The 22652-nt window shown below is 53.9% G+C and carries 21 protein-coding genes, 1 rRNA gene, 1 pseudogene and 1 riboswitch; of the genes and pseudogenes, 4 read left to right on the top strand and 19 right to left on the bottom strand.

Going from position 1 to position 22652, the window contains the following annotated elements; translation table 11 throughout:
- Window positions 1-27 precede the first annotated feature (27 nt).
- The 6 genes from Q5911_RS11800 to Q5911_RS11775 form a co-directional block, all read right to left on the bottom strand.
- Complete coding sequence (locus Q5911_RS11800) at window positions 28-1167, bottom strand: PucR family transcriptional regulator (RefSeq protein ID WP_303182999.1); 1140 nt, start codon at window positions 1165-1167, stop codon at window positions 28-30.
- Window positions 1168-1407: 240 nt separating this feature from the next.
- Window positions 1408-2208: an energy-coupling factor transporter transmembrane component T family protein gene (locus tag Q5911_RS11795; protein WP_281725540.1), complete on the bottom strand. Its 801-nt coding sequence runs from the start codon at window positions 2206-2208 to the stop codon at window positions 1408-1410.
- Entirely contained in the window at window positions 2201-3067 is an 867-nt protein-coding gene (locus tag Q5911_RS11790) for an energy-coupling factor transporter ATPase (RefSeq protein WP_303182996.1), read from the bottom strand. Before Q5911_RS11790 ends, Q5911_RS11795 begins: the two co-directional genes overlap by 8 nt.
- Window positions 3061-3924: an energy-coupling factor transporter ATPase gene (locus Q5911_RS11785; RefSeq protein ID WP_303182994.1), complete on the bottom strand. Its 864-nt coding sequence runs from the start codon at window positions 3922-3924 to the stop codon at window positions 3061-3063. Before Q5911_RS11785 ends, Q5911_RS11790 begins: the two co-directional genes overlap by 7 nt.
- Window positions 3925-3926: 2 nt before the next feature.
- The gene (locus Q5911_RS11780; RefSeq protein WP_076781015.1) at window positions 3927-4490 is read right to left on the bottom strand and encodes a CD3073 family putative ECF transporter S component; all 564 of its coding nucleotides are present in this window, start codon (window positions 4488-4490) and stop codon (window positions 3927-3929) included.
- A 5-nt stretch (window positions 4491-4495) separates the two neighbouring features.
- Window positions 4496-5050 (bottom strand): CD3072 family TudS-related putative desulfidase, encoded by a 555-nt coding sequence (locus Q5911_RS11775; RefSeq protein WP_303182992.1) that lies wholly within the window; start codon window positions 5048-5050, stop codon window positions 4496-4498.
- 243 nt (window positions 5051-5293) lie between these two features.
- Here Q5911_RS11775 and Q5911_RS11770 point away from each other — a divergent pair, with 243 nt between their 5' ends.
- On the top strand, window positions 5294-6553 hold the full coding sequence (locus Q5911_RS11770) for a putative ABC transporter permease (protein ID WP_076778969.1): 1260 nt from the start codon (window positions 5294-5296) through the stop codon (window positions 6551-6553).
- A 7-nt stretch (window positions 6554-6560) separates the two neighbouring features.
- Here the strand turns inward: Q5911_RS11770 and Q5911_RS11765 are convergent, their stop codons facing one another.
- The 10 genes and pseudogenes from Q5911_RS11765 to moaC all read right to left on the bottom strand — a co-directional run bounded on the left by Q5911_RS11765 (window position 6561) and on the right by moaC (window position 15275).
- The gene (locus Q5911_RS11765; protein WP_303182991.1) at window positions 6561-6944 is read right to left on the bottom strand and encodes a winged helix-turn-helix domain-containing protein; all 384 of its coding nucleotides are present in this window, start codon (window positions 6942-6944) and stop codon (window positions 6561-6563) included.
- Between the two features lie 36 nt (window positions 6945-6980).
- Window positions 6981-8024 (bottom strand): sulfate/molybdate ABC transporter ATP-binding protein, encoded by a 1044-nt coding sequence (locus Q5911_RS11760; protein WP_303182990.1) that lies wholly within the window; start codon window positions 8022-8024, stop codon window positions 6981-6983.
- 2 nt (window positions 8025-8026) lie between these two features.
- Window positions 8027-8710: a molybdate ABC transporter permease subunit gene (gene modB / locus Q5911_RS11755; RefSeq protein ID WP_076778975.1), complete on the bottom strand. Its 684-nt coding sequence runs from the start codon at window positions 8708-8710 to the stop codon at window positions 8027-8029.
- 30 nt (window positions 8711-8740) lie between these two features.
- Window positions 8741-9574, bottom strand: a complete 834-nt coding sequence (gene modA, locus Q5911_RS11750) for a molybdate ABC transporter substrate-binding protein (protein WP_442913485.1) — start codon at window positions 9572-9574, stop codon at window positions 8741-8743.
- Window positions 9575-9771: 197 nt separating this feature from the next.
- Window positions 9772-10098 (bottom strand): annotated as a pseudogene (locus Q5911_RS11745) (immunoglobulin-like domain-containing protein); the annotation flags it as partial.
- A gap of 15 nt (window positions 10099-10113) precedes the next feature.
- Window positions 10114-11496, bottom strand: a complete 1383-nt coding sequence (gene yqeB, locus Q5911_RS11740; protein WP_303182985.1) for a selenium-dependent molybdenum cofactor biosynthesis protein YqeB — start codon at window positions 11494-11496, stop codon at window positions 10114-10116.
- Window positions 11497-11526: 30 nt separating this feature from the next.
- A complete protein-coding gene (yqeC, locus tag Q5911_RS11735) occupies window positions 11527-12246 on the bottom strand; it encodes a selenium cofactor biosynthesis protein YqeC (RefSeq protein WP_303182983.1) in 720 nt (239 codons plus the stop codon).
- The gene (locus Q5911_RS11730; RefSeq protein WP_303182981.1) at window positions 12243-13259 is read right to left on the bottom strand and encodes an XdhC family protein; all 1017 of its coding nucleotides are present in this window, start codon (window positions 13257-13259) and stop codon (window positions 12243-12245) included. The genes yqeC and Q5911_RS11730 overlap by 4 nt, the downstream gene beginning before the upstream one ends.
- Before the next feature lie 445 nt (window positions 13260-13704).
- Complete coding sequence (locus Q5911_RS11725; protein WP_303183021.1) at window positions 13705-14736, bottom strand: molybdopterin-binding protein; 1032 nt, start codon at window positions 14734-14736, stop codon at window positions 13705-13707.
- 8 nt (window positions 14737-14744) lie between these two features.
- Window positions 14745-15275 (bottom strand): cyclic pyranopterin monophosphate synthase MoaC, encoded by a 531-nt coding sequence (gene moaC, locus Q5911_RS11720; RefSeq protein WP_076778992.1) that lies wholly within the window; start codon window positions 15273-15275, stop codon window positions 14745-14747.
- Between the two features lie 206 nt (window positions 15276-15481).
- Between moaC and Q5911_RS11715 the strand changes: the two genes are divergently transcribed.
- The 3 genes from Q5911_RS11715 to pflA all read left to right on the top strand — a co-directional run bounded on the left by Q5911_RS11715 (window position 15482) and on the right by pflA (window position 19102).
- Window positions 15482-15811 (top strand): hypothetical protein, encoded by a 330-nt coding sequence (locus tag Q5911_RS11715; RefSeq protein WP_303182979.1) that lies wholly within the window; start codon window positions 15482-15484, stop codon window positions 15809-15811.
- A gap of 45 nt (window positions 15812-15856) precedes the next feature.
- A riboswitch (ZMP/ZTP riboswitch) is annotated at window positions 15857-15938 on the top strand.
- Window positions 15939-16023: 85 nt separating this feature from the next.
- Window positions 16024-18276, top strand: coding sequence for a formate C-acetyltransferase (gene pflB, locus Q5911_RS11710; protein ID WP_303182977.1), 2253 nt, complete (start codon window positions 16024-16026; stop codon window positions 18274-18276).
- A gap of 40 nt (window positions 18277-18316) precedes the next feature.
- On the top strand, window positions 18317-19102 hold the full coding sequence (pflA, locus tag Q5911_RS11705; protein WP_303182975.1) for a pyruvate formate-lyase-activating protein: 786 nt from the start codon (window positions 18317-18319) through the stop codon (window positions 19100-19102).
- 86 nt (window positions 19103-19188) lie between these two features.
- On the opposite strand, the gene Q5911_RS11700 is transcribed toward pflA, so the two are convergent.
- The 3 genes from Q5911_RS11700 to Q5911_RS11690 form a co-directional block, all read right to left on the bottom strand.
- Window positions 19189-19989: a DUF134 domain-containing protein gene (locus Q5911_RS11700; protein ID WP_303182974.1), complete on the bottom strand. Its 801-nt coding sequence runs from the start codon at window positions 19987-19989 to the stop codon at window positions 19189-19191.
- 171 nt (window positions 19990-20160) lie between these two features.
- Window positions 20161-22191, bottom strand: coding sequence for an LTA synthase family protein (locus tag Q5911_RS11695; protein ID WP_303182972.1), 2031 nt, complete (start codon window positions 22189-22191; stop codon window positions 20161-20163).
- Window positions 22192-22379: 188 nt separating this feature from the next.
- A 23S ribosomal RNA gene (locus Q5911_RS11690) occupies window positions 22380-22652 on the bottom strand; the annotation flags it as partial.

Genomic DNA, 22652 nt, shown 5'->3' with positions numbered 1-22652 from the left:
TTCCTCTTACCTTTTTCAGTCCGTGTACTAAAAATCCCCTGTCTCCAACTGGAGAATATAAAAGGCCACCATGATCCTGACCCTGTTCTCATTGCTAAGTATATCATATCCCAGCACTTCTTTGATCTTGTTCAGCTTGTAAGTCAGGGTATTTTTGTGACAGTACAGCGCTTCCGCTGTGCAGACTGTGCTGCAGTCGTTTTCAAAATAGGCTTTCAGGATTTTTACATATTCTGTCCTGTGCTCCCTGTCATACTCCATCAGCTTTCCCAGCACTTCCCGGACAAAATCCGGATAGATGGCTGTCTCTTTCACATCTGTGAGGATCTTGTAGATCCCCAGCTCATCGTAGGCCAGAAAGTTCCTGGGGATGGTCGTCTTTGTCAGCTGGTAGGCGGTGTAAGCATTCTCGTAGGACCGGTGGATATCTTTCATGCGGCCCACTGTGGTGCCGGCTCCGATATAGAGGTTGGGGTCTTCTCCGGACAGCCTTCGGAACTGATCCCGGAGCCATTCTCCCCGGCAGCCCGCTGCCAGGATGATCAGCTTTCCCTCCTCCTCGTAAAAGATGGTCTTTTCCATGGAAAAATGCAGTTTTCTCTGAATGTCCTCCAGCAGGCGGTTTCCACGCTCCGTATCGTAGGCGTGACAGCTCATGATGATGACTGTGTAGGAGAGATCCCTGGGGAATCCGTTCCGTTCCAGATGGTTCATATAGAGCTCTTCATTTTCCGGATAAAAGATGGCATTTTTCATAGCTGTGACCAGGTTGGTCTCCCTCTGCTCGTTCTTCAGCAGGATCTCGGAAAATTTCCTCATAATGTCAATGTACGGGGTCTTCCAGGAAGCCGAAAAGAGAGGCAGTTTTCTCTCATTGCACCAGTCGATGATCTCTCCTGGAAATTCTTTCCCTTCCCGGACTGCGATGATCACCCCTCCGGCTCCCGCTCTGTCCATGGTCTCCAAAAATTCTTTCAGCCACTCTTCTGATTTATAATTCAGTCCAGAGTTAAAGACCAGCTCGTCTCCGTGGAGAAACTGGGCAAGCTCGCTGCCCTCCACCGTGTGGATCCAGCTGATCTTCCTGTCATAGCAGGAAGCCGTGTGAAGTTTTACTTCGTATTCCGGGCGTATCTCCCTGTACAAATATTGCAATTCAACTGCCATAGATAAACTCTCCTTTGTATATAAGGATATCATTTTTGTGCTCGGATCACAATTATTTTCCAAATATATGTATCAAAAAAATATATTCAAAGAATTCCCCCTGTGCTATATTGTATTCGGAATACAAAATATATAAAAACAGCCCCGAATTTGTATTTCCATCACGATTTCCAATTTCCAGATTATAAAAAGAAACAGCGTGCGATCTGCACGCTGTTTCTTTTTATACATATACATATCTTATACCAGCAGGCCTGCAGCAATGACCGCTGACGTCATGACCAGGATCACCAGATAAGCGGTTCTGTCCTTTGATGTGTAGACCAGCTCCCTGTATCTGGTACGGCTGCCTGCATCTGTATATCCCCTGGCCTCCATGGCCATGGCAAGGTCGGCAGACCTGCGGATGGCAGATACGAACAGAGGCACTACGAGGGGCATAACTTTTCCCATTCTCTTAACCACATTTCCGCTGTGAAAATCCACTCCCCGTGAAGCCTGGGCATCCATAATAATATTGACTTCCTCAATAAACACAGGAATGAAGCGAAATGCAATGGACACCATCATGGCCATTTCATGGACCGGTATTTTTATTTTTTCCAGAAAGCCAAGACTTTTTTCCAGCCCCGCCGCCATCTGCGTCGGCGTGGTCGTGTAGGCCAGAAGCGAGGCCATAAGAACCATCAAAACGATCCTGGACACAAGCCGGACTGCCTTCAGAAGCCCTTCCTGAGACACAGTAAAAATCCCTATAGAGAAAAGCGCTCTCCCATCTGTAATCAGACTCTGGAAAACAAAGGTGAAGAGCAAAAGAAGAGCAAATCCTCTCAGCCCTTTCAGGATATAACTCCACGGTATAGCGGCAAGTCTGTAAAGGATCAGAAGATAGACCAGGCAGGGAATGTACACGATTGGATTTTCCACAAAAAACAGGGCTATAATATAGAGCAGTGTGCCTGCCAGCTTTGTGCGGCAGTCCATCTGGTGAATGACAGAGGCTTTATTATAATATTTGCCTATTGTGATATCTCTAAGCATTTGTTCCACCTCTCCTGTCTGTTACTGCGTTAAAAATCTCTTCCGCCGCTTTCTCCTCATCGCAGACAAGCCTTTCAACGGGGATACTCTTCTGCTGCATTTTCCACAGAGTTTCCATGATCTGGGGCATTTCCAGGCCCGCTCCATCCAGCAGCTCCTTTTGCGAAAAGACATCCTCCGGACTTCCGTCCATACATACAGTCCCGTCCAGAAACACGACAACCCGGTCCGCGTATTCGGAAATCTCCTCCATGGAGTGAGAGACGAGGATTATAGTTGTGCCATTTCCCTGCATTTCCCTGAGAAGTGCAAAGAGCTGCCTTTTTGAATAGGGATCGAGTCCTGCCGTCGGCTCGTCCAGCACCAGTACCTCCGGCCCCATAGCCAGGACGCCGGCAATGGCTACACGGCGCATCTGCCCTCCGGACAGCTCATAGGGTGAGGAGGAAAAAAGCTCCTCTCCGATCCCCACTTTCTCCAGGGCTTTTCTGGCCATGTCCTCTGCCTGGCTCTTGTCGGCCCCCATATTTTTGGGACCAAAAGCCACATCGTCCAAAACGGTTCTGGAAAAGAGCTGATGCTCCGGATACTGAAAGACAAGTCCAACTTTCTGCCGGAGTTTCCCCAGAGGATATTTTTTGGCATAGATGGGCTGTCCCCGGTATTTTATGTCTCCCGAGTCAGCCCGGAGAAGTCCGTTTAAGTGTCTGACAAATGTGCTTTTGCCGGATCCGGACCGCCCTGCCAGAGCGAGGAACTCGCCCTCCTCAATAGAAAGAGTGACGTCCCGGAGAGCATGTACTGCCTCCTCGCCGGATGACGGATATGTGTAGTTCAGCTTTTCAATTTCCATCAACATATCTGTTCACCTCTGTATATCCTCTCCATCTGCTCTGCCAGATCTTCCGGCTCCATAACCGGAAGACGGACAGGCAGGCCCTTTTTTCTGAGGGAATATGCCAGCTTTGTTACCGGAGGAAGCTCCATACGATACTTCTCTAAGAGTTCCGGCTCCCTGAAAAGTTCTTCCGGGGTGCCGCTCTCTGCCACAATCCCGTGATCCATGACAAAAATTTTATCCGCATGGGTTACTTCATCCATGAAATGGGTGATCAGGATGATCGTAATTCCCTGCTTTTCGTTCAGTTCCCGCGCGATCCCGATGACTTCTCTGCGTGCCTTTGGGTCCAGCATGGCTGTGGCCTCATCCAGCACAAGACATTCAGGGGAGACCGCCACCGCCCCTGCAATCGCCGTCTTCTGTTTCTGACCGCCAGAAAGGCTGCCCGGATTGGCCTGACGCTTGTCGGTCATCCGGACAGCCTCCAGGCTCCGGTCAATCCTGTCCTGCATTTGTTCCCGCGGGATCTGCATATTCTCAAGTCCAAAGGAGATATCTTCTTCCACTGTTGCGCCTATGATCTGGTTATCAGGGTTTTGAAATACCATACACACGGTCCTGCGGATCTGTCCCAGATTCTTATGGTCACTGGTAGGAAGCTCATTGATCCACACAGTGCCCTCAGCCGGAAACAGAAGCCCGTTAAAATGTTTTGCCAATGTTGATTTCCCCGATCCATTGTGCCCGATGATGGCAATGAATTCCCCCTTATCAATCTCCATATCCACATGGTCCAGCGCTTTAACAGAAATCGTATCTTCTTCAGTTTTTCCATACTTTAAATAGGAGTGGACAAGATTTGATACTTTTATCATTTTTATTTTTCTTTCTTAAAATTCTGCATAATGGACATTGGAAGCCACTTCACAATCGCCCAGGCAATGACAAGAGTTCCCACCTTATCGATCAGATTGGATGCTATATTCCTCAGGAAGGAAGCAGCAAAGATAGACTGTCCGCTCTGCACAAGCCCCATAACAAGGACATCGGAGAAAGATCCGTTCAGTCCGCCGTACACAAAGATGCCGATAGGTGTACCGATAACCGGGCATACCACACTAAGTACAAGACCAAGAATGATAGCCACCGGCAGGGTAAATTTAAATTTCTTTACAGTAAATCCAACGATCAGCGCCACTGCAATGCTGACGAGACAGAACGGGATATCTGTAACGCTGTACATAAGTCCTGTAATGATATTTGTGAGGGCTCCTACTACAGCTCCCGGAAGCGGACCTACAAGAGCTGCCACCAGGACTGTTCCCAGTGTGTCCAGGTAAAGCGGAATTCCAAGGGCACTTGTGACAATTCCAAGGACAATATTGACTGCGATAGCGATACCGCAGAAGGCTGTTACGTATACTTTCCTATTTGTTTTCATGATACTCATTCCTTTCCATTTTCTCCGCCGCACAGATATGCGACTGTTTCCTGCATCGTAAATATCGGAAGCTGAATATTTCTTTCCCTGAGCATTCTGCTGATCTCTTCCATAAAGACACCCATCTCCTGCTCCATCATCAGTCTCTTCACCTTCTTCTGAACTTTGTCAAGATCAGACAGCTCTCCTCCCCAGTCCCCTCTGCAGGTGAGGCTTCTGCCACAGCTGGGGCTTCCTTCCACCGAGACAATACCAATAAGCTGAAATTTCTTCGGGTTTCCGGCATATTCTTCGATCTGCATCAGTACAGGCTCAAACAATTTCCGGCATGTATCCCGGTAAAATGGATGTGCAAACTGGTCTTTTACATGCCCCCATCTTCTGGATCCATACATGACAAACTCCGGACATGGCAGCTGGATAACCTGCACATCCTGTCTGACGATCTCTTCCAGAAGTCTGGCACGGAGTTCATACTCCTCCTTCAGTTCACTTTCATCCTGCTCCACCTTGGCTGCTTTGTTCAAAATACAATGTGAAACAAATATGATTTTCTGCATAGCTTCCCATCCTTTCGATTCCTACAAAATCATAGCATTGGAGATACGTTTCTACAAATCGTTTTTATCTATACAGTTATAGACACACTCTATATGCTGTCATGCCAAAAGGATCGTCTGCTATTTTTGAATAAAGAAATTCTTAAGTTTTCAGACTTTGCTTGACCTGCTTTCCACCTCATATTATGATGGAAACAATCAGCAACTTTTAAAGAAAGATTTTACTGACAAAGGATAAACATCATGGAGTACACATTTACACAACTTTTCTGGCTGTTCCTCATATATTCCTTTATCGGCTGGATCATCGAGGCCGCCATGGGAACGATCAAAAACAGAAGCTTTATCAACCGCGGATTTTCAACAGGCCCCTTCTGTCTCGTATACGGAGCCGGGGCCATCCTTATGACCGTGACTCTGACGGAGCTGCTGGACAACTTTTTTCTTCTGTTTGTCAGCTGCGCCATACAGGCCACCATTGTAGAGTGGATCACAGGAAAGACGCTGGAACGGCTGAACCATCATAAATGGTGGGATTATTCAGATAAAAAATGGAACTTTGACGGATATATCTGCTTCCAGTATACAGTCCTCTGGGGCATACTGGGCGTCATCTGCCTGAAAGGCGGCAATCCCCTCTTTATGACTCTGTACAGGCAGATACCGGAGCCTGTCACTTCCATCCTTGTCTGGGTATTGATGGGATACGTGCTCCTGGACGCGCTGGTGTCCCTGGCTGCGGCGCTGCACCTTCGCACTTCCAGCACAGAGCAATCGCGGCTCGTCCTGATCCGCTTTGCAGAGCACCGTATGGCAAAAGCCTACCCTGTGATCCAGGAAAAGACCGAAGAGATCCTCCGGGAGGGAAAATTTGCCGAGGGCTGCGGATTTTACAAGCTCTTCTGGCTCTTTCTCATCGGCTCACTGCTGGGCGACATCACGGAGACCATCTTCTGCCGGCTGACTGCCGGAGAATGGATGTTCCGAAGCAGTCTCGTGTGGGGTCCTTTCAGCGTTGTCTGGGGTTTTGCTATCGTACTGGCCACGGCCCTTCTCTACAAGGACCGGGATAAACCGGACCGCCACATTTTTCTCATCGGCACCTTTCTCGGGGGCGCCTACGAGTATACATGCAGCGTCCTGTCAGAGCTGGTGTTCGGCCAGGTTTTCTGGGACTACAGTGAGATTCCCTTCAATCTGGGCGGCCGCGTCAATCTGCTCTACTGCTTTTTCTGGGGCATTGCTGCCGTCGTGTGGATCAAAGGGCTCTACCCTCACTTCGCAGCCTGGATCGAGAAGATCCCAAAAGCCGCCGGGTACATAGCCACCTGGATCCTGGTGGCCTTCATGGCTGCCAATATCCTTGTCTCCGCCGCAGCGCTCATACGCTACGGCGTACGGGACGGCGGCCCTGCCGCCACTTCCGGCTGGGAGCGCATCATAGACACCCACTTTGACGACACAAAAATGAAGCAGCTCTATCCAAATTCCAAGATGAGATAACAGCAGGTCATAACTCTGCAAATATCTCATGGAATGCGCGTTCTGCATACTGCTTCACTTTCTCTTCCAGCTCTCTGTACCGTCTTACCAGAGAAAGACTCTCTTCCGTGACGGAGCAGCTCCCACCGCTCTTTCCGCCGTGATGGCGGCGGATAAGGGCGCATCCCAGCTGCTCTTCTGCTCTGCCTATGATCTTCCAGCCCTTGCTGTAAGACATGCCCATCCGGCCACAGGCCTCTTTCATGGATCCGGTCTCCCCCACAAGTTCCAGCAGTTCAGCAACGCCCGGTCCCAGGACCGGCTCATCCGTGTTGATCTGCAGTTTTACCCGCAAATGGAAGCCTGTCTCTTCCTTCTTGTTTTCATTTCCATTCATTTCTTCTCTTTCCAAGGGAATTCCTCCTGTCAGCCTTTTTTCTTACAGATATTATTCCTCCAGAAGCAGGATCTTTGACGGATCCACAGTCACTTCACCGGGAATCTGGTTCTGGCTCCGGTCGCTCTTCATCCAGATACCCGCCCCGGGATCTTCCCGGTTCTGAAAGATCAGCGTCCACTCAAAGGGGGAGGACACCTGCTCCACAGGAAGCACCCGGATCCGGTTGGGGACGTTCTCGCCCGCTGCCGCCGGCAGGATGTCGTGGGCCCTGATCCCCACGTGGGTGACCGCATCCGGCACCTTTATCTCTGTGTGCAGCAGGACCTTCCAGTCCTTTGCGTACACCTGAAAATCCCCTGTCTTCTGTATGCTGGAAATATTCTTGCATCCGGTAAGCCTGGCCGCAGCCACTTTCCGGGGCTGGTCAAAGAGCTCCTTTGTCTGTCCGCAGACTACATTTCTCCCTTTTTCCATGATCATGGTATGGCTGCACAGCCGGTAGATCTCATCCCGGTCGTGGCTGACGAGAACCATGCACCCGTCAAACTCACGAATCATCCGGGCCAGCTCCATCTGCATCTCCTCCCTGAGATAGCTGTCCATGGCAGAAAACGGCTCATCCAGTAGAATACACCTGGCATCCGACGCAAAGATCCGGGCCAGGGCGGTCCGCTGCTGCTGCCCTCCCGAGATCCGCGCAGGATACTGATTCTCCAGCCCCTCCAGACGGAACTGGCGGACCAGCTCCCTCATCCGCTCCTTCCGGGCCTCTCTGTCCAGCCGCCCCTTAAGGAGCCCGGCTTCAATGTTCTCCGCCACCGTCATGTTGGGAAACAGAGCATAATTCTGGAACAGATACCCCACCTGTCTTTTCCGGGGCGGAACATCGATCTTCCGGGCGCTGTCAAAAAGAACCTGTCCGTCTCTGCGGATCTGTCCCTGATCCGGCTTCACAAGCCCTGCCACAGCCTTCAACGTCATGCTCTTCCCGCAGCCGGAAGCCCCCAGTATGCCCAGACATCCTCCCTCCACCTCAAAGCGGACATCCAGATCAAAGCTTTTCAGTTTTTTTGAAACATCTGCCTCCAGCATCCTCAACGGTTCTCCTTCCGGCTAAATCTCTGAAACACATACGTTGCATAGCCCATCCCGGTGACAACAATAAAGGAGATGAGCACCAGGATCAGCACATACCTGCCTGCCGACTCCATATTCCCCGCTGACACATCCGAGTAGACAGCCAGGGGAAGGGTCCTCGTCTGACCCGCAATATTTCCGGCGATCATGGCCGTGGCGCCAAACTCTCCCAGCCCCCTGGCAAAAGCCAGGATACCGCCGGACAAAAGTCCCTGCATGGCGCCGGGCATGAGGATCTTTCGGAAAATCTGCCACTCCGACATGCCAAGAGTCCTCCCTGCATCCAGCAGATCACGATCCACCTGCTCAAACGCCCCCCGGGCTGACCGGTACATCAGGGGGAAGGAGATGGCTACTGCGGCCAGCACGGTGGCGCCCCAGGAAAAGGCGATCTTCACCCCGAAATACTCCAGGAAAAATGCGCCCACCGGCCTTCTGACACCGAAAATATAGAGAAGGAAAAATCCCGCCACTGTGGGAGGCAGAACAAGCGGGAGGGTCAGGATGGCATCCCACAGTATCTTCAGCCTCTCATGGCGCATCCGGAAAATGAAAAATGCCGCCGCTGTTCCCAGAAAAAATGTAATGACAATGGAGACTGACGCTGTCTTTGCCGATATCCAAACAGGCGAAAGATCCATCTGTCCCCCCTCCTTTCACTGATCTTTTTCCTATTCACTGACTGCGTGGCTGGTAAATCCATAGGCTTCAAACACAGCCATCGCCTCGTCACTCTGCAGGAAATCAAGAAATGCCTGTGCTTCCTCCTGGTGTGCAGAAGCGGACACAAGTCCTACCGGGTAGATAGCCGGCTCTGCCAGGCTTCCCTCCGGCGCCTGGGCGATCACCTTTACATTGTCTGTGGTAGCCGCGTCTGTGGCATAGACGATCCCCGCCTGGGCACTTCCTTCTGCTACCCAGTTCAGCACTTCTGTCACATTGGTCCCAAGACTGGATTTTGCCAGCACTTCGTCCCAGATTCCCAGGCTGGTGAGGGCCTCCTGGGCGTACTGTCCTGCCGGAACACTGGCCGGATCACCGATGGCAATGGTATCTGCTTTTGTAATGTCCGTAAACTCCGCAAGTCCCAGCTCATTTTCCGCAGATGTGATGAGCACGATCTGGTTTTCCAGAAGATCTGTCACGCTCTCCCCGTCAACAAAGCCTTCCTCCGTCAGGGCATCCATCTGCTGGGTGGCCGCTGACATGAACACGTCTGCCTCCAGTCCCTCCTCGAGCTGAGTCTGCAGCTTTCCTGAGCTGTCATACGTTCCCTTTACAGTCACCCCCGGATTTTCTTCCTCAAACATGGGGATCAGCTCTTCCTCATAGGCGTACTCCAGGCTGGCTGCCGCCGCCACAAGGATCTCCGTCTCCTCCCCTTCTGTTTCTGATGTATTCTCTTCTGCTGTCTGGTCCGCGCTGTCCTCCTGGGAAGACGAGCACCCTGTCACTCCCGCTGCCAGCAGGCATACACTCATAGATACTGCCAGCAGACGACTGATCTTGTTTCTTTTCATTTTCATATACCTCCCTGTCTGTATGTTTCATCCTGTCACTTTCATGTGAGACATTCTCAGTATACAGCAAGTTATTTTCAAAAACAACTCGAAAACAGAAATAGTATCATGACTAAAGGCAGTTCTCCCCCTACAAAAAGAGCCCGCACTGGCTGCTGTGCGGGCCCGATAAATCTTCTATGCTATTTTGTCCAGGTCTGCTTTCTTCGCCTATGCAGTACTGCGAACAGAATTCCTGTCAACGACAGAGCCGACAACGCAGACCATATGAACGGATGGACAGGATCTCCTGTCTTTACTGATGTCTGCGCACCCTTATCTGAAGTCGATCCGTTTGTCATCTGACCGTCCTTATCCGATGTCTGTGGAACCGTCTTTTCCGTAACTGTCACTTTAATCGTCTTTTCAGAGCTCACGCCCTGGCTGTCCGTCACCCTGTAGGTCACTTCATATATGCCTGCCTTTGAAGTGTCTACAGTATTATAAATCACTTCAATCCTGTCCGTAAGATCGCCGTCCTCTGCTCAGATCCCCCATCTTCTCTCCCAGATTTCTTCTAAATCTTCCTTTCGGTCTATATCGCGCAGCTCTGTATCCCTGGACTCCACGATTTCCACCTGATCCGGATGCCGGGTCATCACTGCCCGTCCCCCCACATCGCCTTCCAGCTCCATGAGTTCCGGAAAATACTTCCCCGGCCACAGCACCGGGTTTCCGCTCCTCCCCTCGTGGCCGGCACAGATGATCTTCTCCCGCTTGACTGCTGCCCGATTCCAGATCTTCTGTATGGTGGCAGCTCGAAGGCCGGGCTGGTCGCAGACACAGAACAGGATGCCCTCCACCTCCGGTTTCTTCTCCCGCATAGCTTTAAGGCCCAGCTTCAGAGACCAGGAAATGCCCCTGTCCGGCTCCCGGTTCTCCACCGGCGTCACTCCCGCCTCCAGAGCCGCCTGTGCAATCCTCTCATTGCCTGTGACGATCATCTTCTCCACGCCGGGAAAAGAGCGGGCCAGATCCAGCGTATACTGATAGACCGGCCTGCCGTGGATCTGGCTGGACAGCTTGTCCCCGCCAAATCGTTCCCCCCGGCCTGCTGCCAGGATGACAAGACCGTATTTTCCCTTTATCCTCCCGTACAGCTCCACTGCCTCCAGAGCCGCTCCCCCGATAGCCAGAGCCTTGTCGGAGATGGTATAGCAGTGGGCAGTCTCACACCGGGCATCAATATCTCCGATCTTCATGCCCTTTTTCACCTCTGCTCCCTCCTGGAGCATGCCCCGCACAATACCGGACATGGCCGCATAGACAGGCACGCCCCCTGTGTAGGCCACGATCTGCCCCTTCTCCACCTGACTGCCGATGGACACTGTAGGCTCGATCCGTCCCTCCTCTGCAGCCCGCAGAAGCCGCTCTATAGTGTAGCCGCCCACATTGCCGGGCACACCTGTGTTGGGAATAGCTGTCCCCTCCCAGATCAGTCTGCCCAGGGTGTGTCCCCTCTTTGTCTCGATGACACAGTGGCAGTCCTTCCCCGCTGTAAATCCCGGTCCTGCCCCGATGACAAAAGGCGCATCCGTGATCTTTGTCCCCGTATTTTTCTTGGCGATAATGGCGTCGATGAGTACGTCCGGGCAGAAGGTCTCCCGCACACCGGCTCTCTCATCCACCATGACGGGGATGTCTCCCCGGGTCAGGATCTGACGGGCCTCCTCCAGATCTCCTGCAAGGACAGCCTCCATGTCCTCCACCCTTGCGTGCCCCTCGTAGACAGCTCTGGAAAAAGCCACGGTCCTTCTCACAGTCAGTGGCTCTTTTATCTCCGTCATAAGAATTTCATGTCCGCAGCGGTACAGTCTGGCCGCAATGCCGGTGGCCAGATCTCCCGCTCCCCTGATCAGTATCTTCATTCTCTCCTGTCTCCATTCTCCTTCTCTTCGTCAGCAGATCAGCACCTGCTCCCCTGTCAGCAGACCGATCCGCTCCGCCGCCTCCAGCCGTCCCGGGCGGTCCGCCTGGGTAAGCGCCACGGTGAAAGGCCATGCGTCCCGGACACTCTTTCTTCCTCCCAGGGGATGTCCGGCCAGCCGGGCAATGTCCGCCTCTTCCACCAGGCTCTCTTTCCTGCGGCCCAAAAGAGCCGCCGCCCGCTCCGGGCGGAAGCAGATCTCTTCCAGGCTGCGTCCCAGGGCGCTCATGCCGTACACATACACCACATGGGTCGTCTCCTCCGGGAAAACCGGCTCCGCCTCCCCGGGTACCTTCACAGGCAGGCGCCGGGAACCGTCCGCCTCTATGAGAACCGGAAATGGCAGATCCAGGATGTCCTGCATCCACTCCTTCTCCGGGGCTTTCATCTTCCCATTCCTGTCCTTTTTTCCCAGGAAGACTACCCCTTCTCTCTCAAGGATCTCCCTCATCTTCACCGGGGAGGGTTCCAGCAGAAACCGGGGATCATCCTCCGCATACATGCGGGTGGTGGTAGTCACCACAGCCGGAATCCCCCTCTCTTTGTACTCCGATGCAAGCCGCTTCAACAGCGTAGTCTTCCCGCCGGCTCCCGCCGCGCAGACCCGCACGTCCCGCCGTTCTCCCAGATCCAGCGCCTCAAGCAGGGAAAAACATGCCCTGTAGGTTCCTCCTTCTTTCTTTAAGATCAACTTCCTGTCACCTCCAGCATGACCTGAATGCGTCCTCCGCAGACCATGCCCTCCTCTTCCGCCTCCCGGGCCGTCATATCCACCACCGTGACCAGGAATCGGGGACTCTCCGGGATCCGCATCATCTGAAAAGCCTTCTGCATGACAGCGCTCTCCGCACAGCCCCCGCCGATGGTACCAAGGGTGGTCCCGTCCTCCCGGATCAGCATCTTGGTCCCCACGCTCCTCGGGGCAGAGCCCTGCCTGGAAATGATAGTGGCAAGAACAGCCCGCCCGGTCTTTTCGCCGCTTCCATAACCCTCCAGGATGGCATCCAGCAGCTCTTTGGGATACCCTTCTGTCCGCTCTGCCTCATTTTTTACCTGGATGATCTGAGCAAAAATGGAGACGGCGATCTCCTCCGGTGTCTCCGCACCGATAGCCAGGCCAATGGGCGCGTGGAGGCGCCGGATCTCCTCCTCGGCAATACCAAGCTCCCTCATCCGCTCCCGGACCATGGCAGTTCTTCGCCTGCTGCCCATCATCCCCACATAGGCGCAGGCAGTCCCGCTCTCTTTCTCCCGGGACAGAACACCGTACAGACAATCCTCATCGTACCGGTGCCCTCTCGTCACGATCACCGCATAGGTATCCGGCTCCAGTTCCACCTGCTCCAGCCCCCGGGAGAAAGGTTCACAGATCACCCGATCCGCTCCGGCTCTCCTGGCCTGGTCCGCAAATTTGGGGCGGTCCTCCAGCACAGTCACAGAGAACTGGAGCATTTTTCCGATCCGTATAATGGGCATGGACACATGGCCGGCGCCAAAGACGAGGAGCTTTGGGCTTCGCCCCAGCCGCTCCATGAACACCTGTGGCTCCGTATGACTGTCTGCAAACACCCTGACCTTTTCCTCTCCCTCCAGAAGAAATTTCTCTCCGGCCTCCGCTCCCTTCAGAATGGTCGCAGCTGTCAGATCGGTGGCCCCGGCTGCCTGTCTCTCTTTTAATATCTGATAGAATTCTTTTCCCTTCATTTCTTATCACGTCCTGCGCTCCTGCTTTTATTCTTTTTCATCTTAGTATGTCTCCCTCTCAAAATCAAGGCTTTCCTTGCAAGGCACATCTTGAACTTTCCGCCCTTCCATGCTATATTTTTATATAGAAAAGGGAAACCGAAAGCGGTGTACCCCAATAGAATTCTTACTACCCTAACGGGCAGCCGTCACTATTGCAGTAGTGGCGGCTATTTCTTTTCCCTGAAAATCTGATAACACAGACTGACAAGGGCAACAATGAAAATGAGCAACTGGATCAAGTCCGAGTATGTAACATTCATTGGCATCCCCTCCTTTCTTGTAAATGGAGGGTTGCCCCTCCAACTAATCAGAGGGTAAGCCGCCCGGCTTCGGTTTCCCTGCTTAAATGGTAACATAATAATACCAGACAGGCAATCATTATCTGTTTTTCGCTATCTAATTCCTACTTCCCAAACCCACAATTGGGGAATGTGCACACCGGGCAGGACAGGCACAGTCCACCCTCTCCCATTCCCGTGAAATCTTCCAGTCGCAGCCGCTCTCCCGCGGCGATCCTTGGAAGGACCAGATCAAAGATGGTCCGCTTTGCGTACATGACACAGCCGGGAAGCCCAAGCACCGGGATGTCGCCGCCTTCCGCCCGCTTTTTGTATCCCAGCATGAACATAGCTCCGGGAAGGACAGGAGCCCCGTAGGTGATCACCTCATCCGACGCGTTCCGGATAGCAAGAGGCGTCCGGTCGTCCGGGTCCACGCTCATACCCCCCGTACACACCACCAGATCCATGCCTTTTTCGATCCATTCATTTATAGCATCCTCCACCATGGAGGCGTCGTCGCTGCAGAGGATATTGCCCGGCACTTCCATGCCGTACTCCAGGAGCTTCTCCTTCACCACAGGGGTGAACTGGTCCTTGATCCTGCCGTGGTAGACCTCGCTTCCCGTGGTCACGATGCCGGCCTTCATCTTCCGGAAGGGAAGAAGGGAGAAAATACTCTCCTGCCCGCCGATCTCCTTCACCCGGTCCATCTTCTCCTCCTCTATGACAAGTGGCACCACCCGCATGCCGGCGATCTTGTCGCCCTTTTTCACAGGAAAATTCCCGTGGCGGGACGCGATGACGATCTGCCCAAGGCCGTTAATGCGGTCCAACTTCTCTTTGTCTACCTTCAAAAGTCCGTCTGTATCTGCCGTCAGCTCGATCTTCCCCTCCTTCACTTCTGAAGGGCTCATATGCTCTCCCTGGCAGACTTGCCGCAGAACTTCAGCTCCCTCATTCTCGTGGAGCATCCCTTCTTTCGTCTCCCACACGTACAAATTCTCTTTTCCCACAGACAGAAGGACCGATATGTCCTCTTCCCGGACAATATGCCCTTTGCGGAACACCGGGCCTTTTACCTTGCCCGGAATGATCTGTGTAATATCGTGGCAGAGAACTGTCCCCGCCGCATCCTCCGTCCGTATCAGCTTCATCCCTTTTTCTAATCCCATGTCTTCAGCCTCTTTCCTGTCTGTTCTGCCTGCTGCGCAGCTCTGTGCTTTTCATTGCGTATCTCGCCGCTCTTTCCGCCCGTCTTGTGTACCAGGTAGACTTCTGTGATCTCCATGCTCTTATCCAGCGCCTTGCACATGTCATAGATCGTGAGAAGGGCTGTGCTCACGCCGGTGAGGGCCTCCATCTCCACCCCGGTCTTGCCGGTAACCTTCACTGTGCAGGTGCAGCGGACCGCACACTCCTCCTCATCCATGTCGAAGTGGATACGGCACCCGGTGATGGGCAGGATGTGGCACATGGGGATCAGCTCAAAGGTCCTCTTGGCCCCCATGATCCCGGCTGTCTGCGCCACTGCCAGCACGTCTCCCTTGCCCACAGTGCCTGCCTTTATAGCGTCAAAGACCTGTCGGTTCACAAGGATCTTCCCCGTGGCCTCTGCCTGTCTTTCTGTGTCTTTTTTCTCTGTCACATCCACCATGACAGCCCGTCCGCTCTCCTCAAAATGGCTCAGCTCCATCGTCTGTCCTCCTCCCAGGTCATTGCCCTTTACAAGAATTTCAAAAATCACGAAGTCCCGCCCGGGACCCCGGTATCCTCATTATATAGGCAGGCAGGAAAAATAACAAGTTTTCATGTTCGCCCCTCTTCCTTTATGCTATACTTGATACAGAATGGAAACCCGCCCTCTGTGCAGGGCGGTCACAAAAAGGAGGAACAATCATCATGCTCGAGACACTTCTTGGCCTACCGGGATTTATCTACCAGGCAGGCGGAACATATTATTTTCTTGGAAAATGGATCTGCAAAGAATGCACCGATGTGGACGCCACAGACTGTGTGGCCATGTACCAGATGTGCCGGGACGCAAAAGAAGAGAAGGAGGCCTCCCTCTACTTCCAGAAGATCCGCGCCTACAGCGACTTTGCCCTGGAAATCCCCTACGACCCGGAGAAGATCCGCACGGGCATCCAGTCTCTTCTTGACAGCCTCTCTCCCGAGGCGGCTGCGAGTCTGGAAAAACAGATCCGGCAGGTGCAGGAGGATATACAGTAAGCAAAATTTCTCACTTGACATTTATTTTGGAAATGCTATATTAGAAAGTACTTATACGACTGACGGAAGTGGAATGGACCACATGAAGTATAGGGAATGATAAGAGCCGACCGTCTGGGCATAAAATGTATGCCCGGACGGTCGTTTTTTGTATCTGTCAGGCCGGCAGATGCAAGGCTGGTCCCGGGCAGTGTATGAAGGAGGAAGACCATATGATGCAGAAAACACAGTGGAATGGTTTTGAGGGAAGGCTCTGGAGGGAAGAGATCAATGTCCGGGACTTCATCCAGCACAACTACGCGCCCTACGAGGGGGACGCCTCTTTTCTGGAGGGCCCGGCTGACTCCACCCGCCTTCTCTGGAACGAGCTGCAAAAGCTCCAGAAAGAGGAGCGGGCGAAAGGCGGCGTCCTGGACATGGACACCGATATCGTCTCCACCATCACCTCCCACGGGCCGGGCTATATAAACGAGGCCCTGAAGGGACAGGAAAAGGTGGTGGGGCTGCAGACAGACAAGCCCCTGAAGCGGGCCTTCATGCCCTTTGGCGGCATCCGCATGGCGGAGGAAGCCTGCACCACCTACGGCTACACCCCTGACCCTGTACTCCACAAATTTTTCAGCGAGTACCACACGACCCACAACCAGGGCGTGTTCGATACCTACACGCCGGAAATCAAGAAGGCCCGGCACAGCAAGATCATCACCGGGCTGCCGGACACATATGGAAGGGGACGCATTGTGGGGGACTACCGCCGGGTAGCCCTCTACGGCATCGACCTTCTGATCCAGGCCAAAAAGGAGGATTTCGACCACTGCGGCTACGGCTCCATGCGAGATGACATCATACGCCAGAGGGAGGAGCTGGCCATGCAGATCCGGGCACTGGGGCAGATGAAGGAGATGGCGGCATCCTACGGTTTTGACATTTCCCGGCCAGCCGAAAACGCCCGGGAGGCTGTTCAGTGGCTCTACTTCGGCTACCTGGCTGCCATCAAGACCCAGAACGGGGCTGCCATGAGCGTGGGGCGTATCTCCACCTTCCTGGACATCTACATCCAGAGGGATCTTGCCGCAGGCATACTGACAGAATGTGAGGCCCAGGAGCTCATCGACCACCTGGCCATGAAGCTGCGCATGGTGAAATTCGCCCGTATCCCCTCCTATAACCAGCTCTTCTCCGGGGATCCCGTGTGGGCGACCCTGGAGGTAGCGGGCATGGGGCAGGACGGCCGCTCCATGGTGACAAAGACCGACTACCGCTTCCTCCACACCCTGGAAAATATGGGGCCCTCTCCGGAGCCTAACCTGACGGTCCTCTACTCCACCCGTCTGCCGGAGAACTTCAAGGCCTACGCCGCCCGCATTTCCATAGATACCAGCTCTATCCAGTATGAAAATGACGACGTGATGCGGCCCATCTGGGGGGACGACTACTCCATCTGCTGCTGCGTGTCTGCCACCCAGACCGGGAAGGAGATGCAGTTCTTCGGCGCCAGGGCCAATCTGGCAAAATGTCTCCTCTACGCCATCAACGGCGGTGTGGACGAGCGCACCAAGGAGCAGGTGGGACCGGAAAACAGGCCCATCACATCCGAGTATCTGGACTACGATGAGGTGATGCACCGCTTTGATTCCATGATGGGATGGCTGGCAGGGCTCTACGTAAATGCCCTGAATCTGATCCAGTACATGCACGACAAGTACTACTATGAGTCCGCCCTCATGGCCCTCATCGACACAGACGTGCGCCGCACCTTTGCCACGGGCATCGCCGGTTTCTCCCATGTGGTGGACTCCTTAAGCGCCATCAAATACGCCAAAATCCGGACCATCCGGGATGAGGACGGCATCGTGACGGACTACGAGACGATCGGGGATTTCCCCAGGTACGGAAATGACGATGACCGCGCGGACGACATTGCGGTCTGGCTCTTAAAAACCTTTATGCAGAAGATCCGCCAGCACCACACCTACCGGGATTCCGAGCCGACTACCTCCATCCTCACCATCACTTCCAACGTGGTGTACGGCAAAGCCACCGGCTCCCTGCCTGACGGGCGCAAAGCAGGAGAACCCCTCTCTCCCGGAGCCAATCCCAGCTATGGAGCCGAAAAAAGCGGGCTTCTGGCCTCCCTCAACTCCCTGGCCAAGCTTCCCTACGAGTGGGCCCTGGACGGCATCTCCAACACCCAGACCATCCACCCCGACGCTCTGGGACACTCCCAGGAAGAGCGGGTGCGCAATCTCACCTCCATCCTGGACGGCTATTTCTTCCAGGGCGCCCACCATCTCAACGTCAATGTATTCGGCGTGGAGAAGCTCATTGACGCCATGGAGCATCCCGAGAAGGAGGAGTACGCCAACTTCACCATCCGGGTGTCCGGCTATGCGGTGAAATTCATCAGCCTGACAAGAGAACAGCAGCTGGACGTGATCGCCCGGACCTGCCACAAGACCATGTAACACGCCTATCGCTCACCTATCAAACAGGAGGAACTTGCAGATGGAACACCTGTCAGAACATTTGTCACAGCCGGGCAGCGTCAAAGGCCAGATCAGGGGCCTTGTCCACTCCACGGAAAGCTTCGGCTCCGTGGACGGACCGGGCATCCGGTTTCTCATCTTCCTGCAGGGCTGTCCCCTGCGGTGCCGCTTCTGCCACAACCCGGACACCTGGACGCTGACCTCCGGCCAGGCTCTCAGGGTGAGCGCTGACCAGCTTCTCGCCCAGGCTCTCCGCTACCGCCCCTACTGGGGCAAAGGCGGCGGCATCACGGTCAGCGGCGGGGAGCCCCTGCTCCAGATAGATTTCCTGGTGGAGTTTTTCAGGAAGGCAAAGGAGGCCTGCGTCCACACTGCCCTCGACACCTCCGGCGCCCCCTTTACCCGGGAAGAGCCCTTTTACAGCAGGTTTCTGGAGCTGATGAAGTACGTGGACCTTGTGCTCCTGGATCTGAAGATGATGGACCCGGCGGGACATCTTGGGCTGACCGGCCGGGGAAATGACAACATCCTGGACATGGCCCGCCTCCTTGATGAGCTGGGCGTGCCGGTCTGGATACGCCACGTCCTTGTCCCCGGCCTCACAGATAAAGAGACGGACCTGCGTGAAATGGATGCCTTTATCCGCTCCCTCGCCAATGTGGAGCGGGTGGAGGTGCTTCCCTACCACACGCTGGGAGTCTACAAGTGGAAGGAGCTGGGCATCCCCTACTCTCTGGAGGATGTCCTTCCCCCTTCTGCTGAAGAAATGGAAAAGGCAGGACGCCTTCTGCATGCTGATTGCTAGCAGAGGGCGCCCTGCCTCTTTTTATCTTCTTATATTTGAATTCCGTACTTTTCCCATGCCTTTCCTGTGCTTTTCCCGTACTCTCCTTAATGTCCACACCCGTGGTGCCCTTCTCCGTGTCCTCCGCACCCGTGATGTCCCTCGCCATGTCCTTTACAGTCATGGTGTCCTTCCCCGTGTCCGTGGTGGTCGCAGTTGGCCTCTGCGTTAGGCGAGAGCTTTCCTGCCAGCAGCTCCTCCACCGCCTGGTCCGCATCCCCTGACACTCCGGCGTAAAGCTGTATACCTGCGGCAGTCAGCGCCTGTACGGCGCCTCCGCCGATTCCTCCACAGATGATCACATCCGCACCCAGAGCAGAGAGCACGCCTGCCAGGGCTCCGTGTCCCTGTCCGTCCGTATCCGCCACCTCCGAGGCGATGACCTTCCCCTCCTCCACATCGTAAATCTTAAACTGCTCCGTGTGTCCGAAATGCTGGAACACCTGTCCGTTTTCATATGTAACTGCTATCCTCATGATCCTGTCTCCCTTCGGTTTTTCATATTTCCGGCTGATGGCGTATTTGTAGCATCCGCCGCAGGCCCCGCAGTCCCCGTCTCCCCGGCAGAGCTGGTAATCCCCTCCGCCGATGGAGAGAGTCAGCCCCTCCACCAGTGCCCTCGCCAGCTTTTTTCTGGCGGAGGCGTAGACAAGCTGGACCGCGGTGCGGGAAATCTCCATCTGCTTTCCGCACTGCTCCTGGGAATATCCCTCGTCGTCGATGAGCCGGATTGTCTCGTACTCGTCCACAGTCATGTTCACGGTCTCTTTCTTCCTGCTCCCTGCCGGAGCAAATACAAGAGTCCGGGGATACTCACACACCCGTCTGCATTTTCTGGGTCTTGGCATTTTTCATCTCCTCCTGTCGCATTTCTCTCTCCCTTTTCTGGTGACTGTCGCCTTCTCTTCTGTAAAGTATAGTTTTATTTCGGGTATATGTCAATAACTTTTCCGTCATATGCCCGAAATAGAGGCATGCGACTATTACATGGCCCTATTAATACCAGAAAAATCGGAAGGCTACGGCAGTGCCTTCCGGTAGTAATCCGTCTCTATGATCAGTTCTCCCAGCCGCAGACGGCAGTCCGCCAGGTACTTTTTATTTTCCACATACACATTCTTTTCTTCCTCTGTCATCTCCACATCCGGTGCAGGCTGAAACTCCTCTGTATATCTGCTGTAAGTCCCCTGGTCCGTGATCCAGGATCTGGAGAAAAAGACCGCCATCCCTTCCTGGTCAGACAGCACATCAATGCCCGCCAGCATCCGGGAGTCATATTCTGCGCCCAGAAGATTGAGAAGGGTGGGGAGTATATCCACCTGGGAGCAGACTTTCTCCACCTCCACAGGTTCCTCCATGCCAGCTGACCATAGGATCCAGGTATTCTTGTACACATCCAGGCTCACATTTTCCTCGTCCAGCGTCTCCACCGAGTCAGAACCGAAATCCTGCCCTGCCAGTTCTTCCAGAATGTCCAGATCCGAGTAGGGCACATGATCCGGCGCCATTGCGATCAGTGTGTGGTCCGCGATCCCTGCCTCTTCCAGTTTGCTGACCAGATCGGTAAGTCCTTTCTCCAGCTCCAGCCCTGCCGCAAGGTAGGCTTTTGTTTTGTCCGAATAAGGGAGAGAGGCCACCTGGTCCCAGTTTCTCCTGGACATCTCATTGCTGTCGTACCCGTAGGGAAGATGCATGCTGATGGTCAGATAGTAGATGTTAAATGGTTCTTTATCCACATAGTCCTCAAACGTCTGCTGTACCATGTAGTCGTCCGACTGGGGCCAGTACTCGCGGCCGCCCTCGTCGGTCTCCTTTGTCACCGGTCGCTCACACGCATCTGCCTGCCGCCATTCATATCCAAGATTGGGGTGGGACAGTTCCCGCCCGTACATATTCTGGTTAAAATGATATCCGATGGAAGTATAGCCCTCCCCGTTCAATGCATTTGCCAGTGTAAAAGGCAGGTATGTGGACTGCTTTCCGCTCTCTGTCAGGCTGACAGGAAACCCTGCTCTCGGATAGAGCCCTGTCAGATTCTGAAATTCCCCGCCCGATGTACTTGTAAAATGAAGCGGAGAATAAAAGTTTTTAAACACAAATCCCTCTGTGGACATTTTGTAGAGGGTGGGCGTAAGCTCCGGGTCTATCATATACCCGCTGAAGCCCTCCGCTGTGATAAAGATCACATTGTACCCCTCAAACATGCCCGTATACTCGTTCTGCTGTGCCGGCTGCACACTTCCGAAATATTCACTGAGCCATCTCTCTTCATCGCTGGGCGCCGCCTCTGCCAGTCCTTCAAAATCAATATCCATCTGATTGTAATCATACACCGGCTCCTGCGGCTCTGCCGCCGCCTCCTCCACCTGGGGCATCGTCTCCCCGGGAGTCCCGAATATGCTGTGGCGGACATCCTGCAGCAGCATGGTCCCAAGGCCAAGCTGTTCTACCTGGTCGTCTGTATAAAGGTCTGTCCGGGCCAGATAGGCCGGGTTGATATCCCCTTTCCAGGGCAGAAGAAAGACAGCCGCCAGACAGGCAGCACCAAAAACACAGGCCACCCCAAATGCCAGGACCGCCTGTTTCCATTCTGTCCGTCTCTCTTTTTTCCCCTCGCTGCTTCCCTCCTCTTCGGTCTCTTTTATCGTCTCCTTTGTCGCCAGGAAATAGACGCCCAGAGGCAGCGCCACCATAAGAAGGATACCCGGGATATTCTCCGCCAGGGCTCCCCACACAGCCGCGCTGTAGTCTCCCAGGTGATTGCCGGCGGCGGTCTCCAGCCCTCCTATGATCTGATAATACTGCTGGAGGATCACTTTACAGATGCACTCCGCCATATAGACCACTGTCATCAGAAGCGTGATGACGGCTCCCACAGCCCGCCGGGCCTTCTTAGGCAAAAGTGAGGCCACAGCCGTGGCGAGAAGCCCCCAGGCCGCCGCAGCGCACAAAAATACAGGGGCATACCGCATATCCAGCCCCATATACAGGTGGAACACAAGTTCCAGATAGACAGCCAGAGCTGCCAGTACAAATATTCTCTTTCTCATTCCCTCATCATCCGTATCTTTTGTATTTGAGAATATTATACACCCCGGAGCCCCTCTCTGGCCAACAAAAAGCGACACAATAAAAAACCAGAACGCGTCTCTTACGACTCATTCTGGTTCATCTATTATGTACCCTCAAAACCACATACAAGAAATTCTCTATCTTCCATCTCTTCTCCCGAACCTTTATGGTTATGCCCTCGACCGATTAGTAACAGTCAGCTCCATGTGTTACCACACTTCCACCTCTGCCCTATCTACCTCGTCGTCTTCAAGGGGTCTTACTACTTTCGTAGGGATATCTCATCTTGAGGGGGGCTTCACGCTTAGATGCCTTCAGCGTTTATCCCTTCCCGGCTTGGCTACTCTGCTATGCTCTTGGTAGAACAACAGATACACCAGCGGCCAGTCCATCCCGGTCCTCTCGTACTAAGGACAGCTCCTCTCAAATATCCTACGCC

It is taken from the genome of Lachnoclostridium phocaeense (assembly GCF_959599685.1).
Taxonomy (GTDB): domain Bacteria; phylum Bacillota; class Clostridia; order Lachnospirales; family Lachnospiraceae; genus Claveliimonas; species Claveliimonas monacensis.
This window is presented reverse-complemented; position numbering and strand designations above follow the sequence as displayed.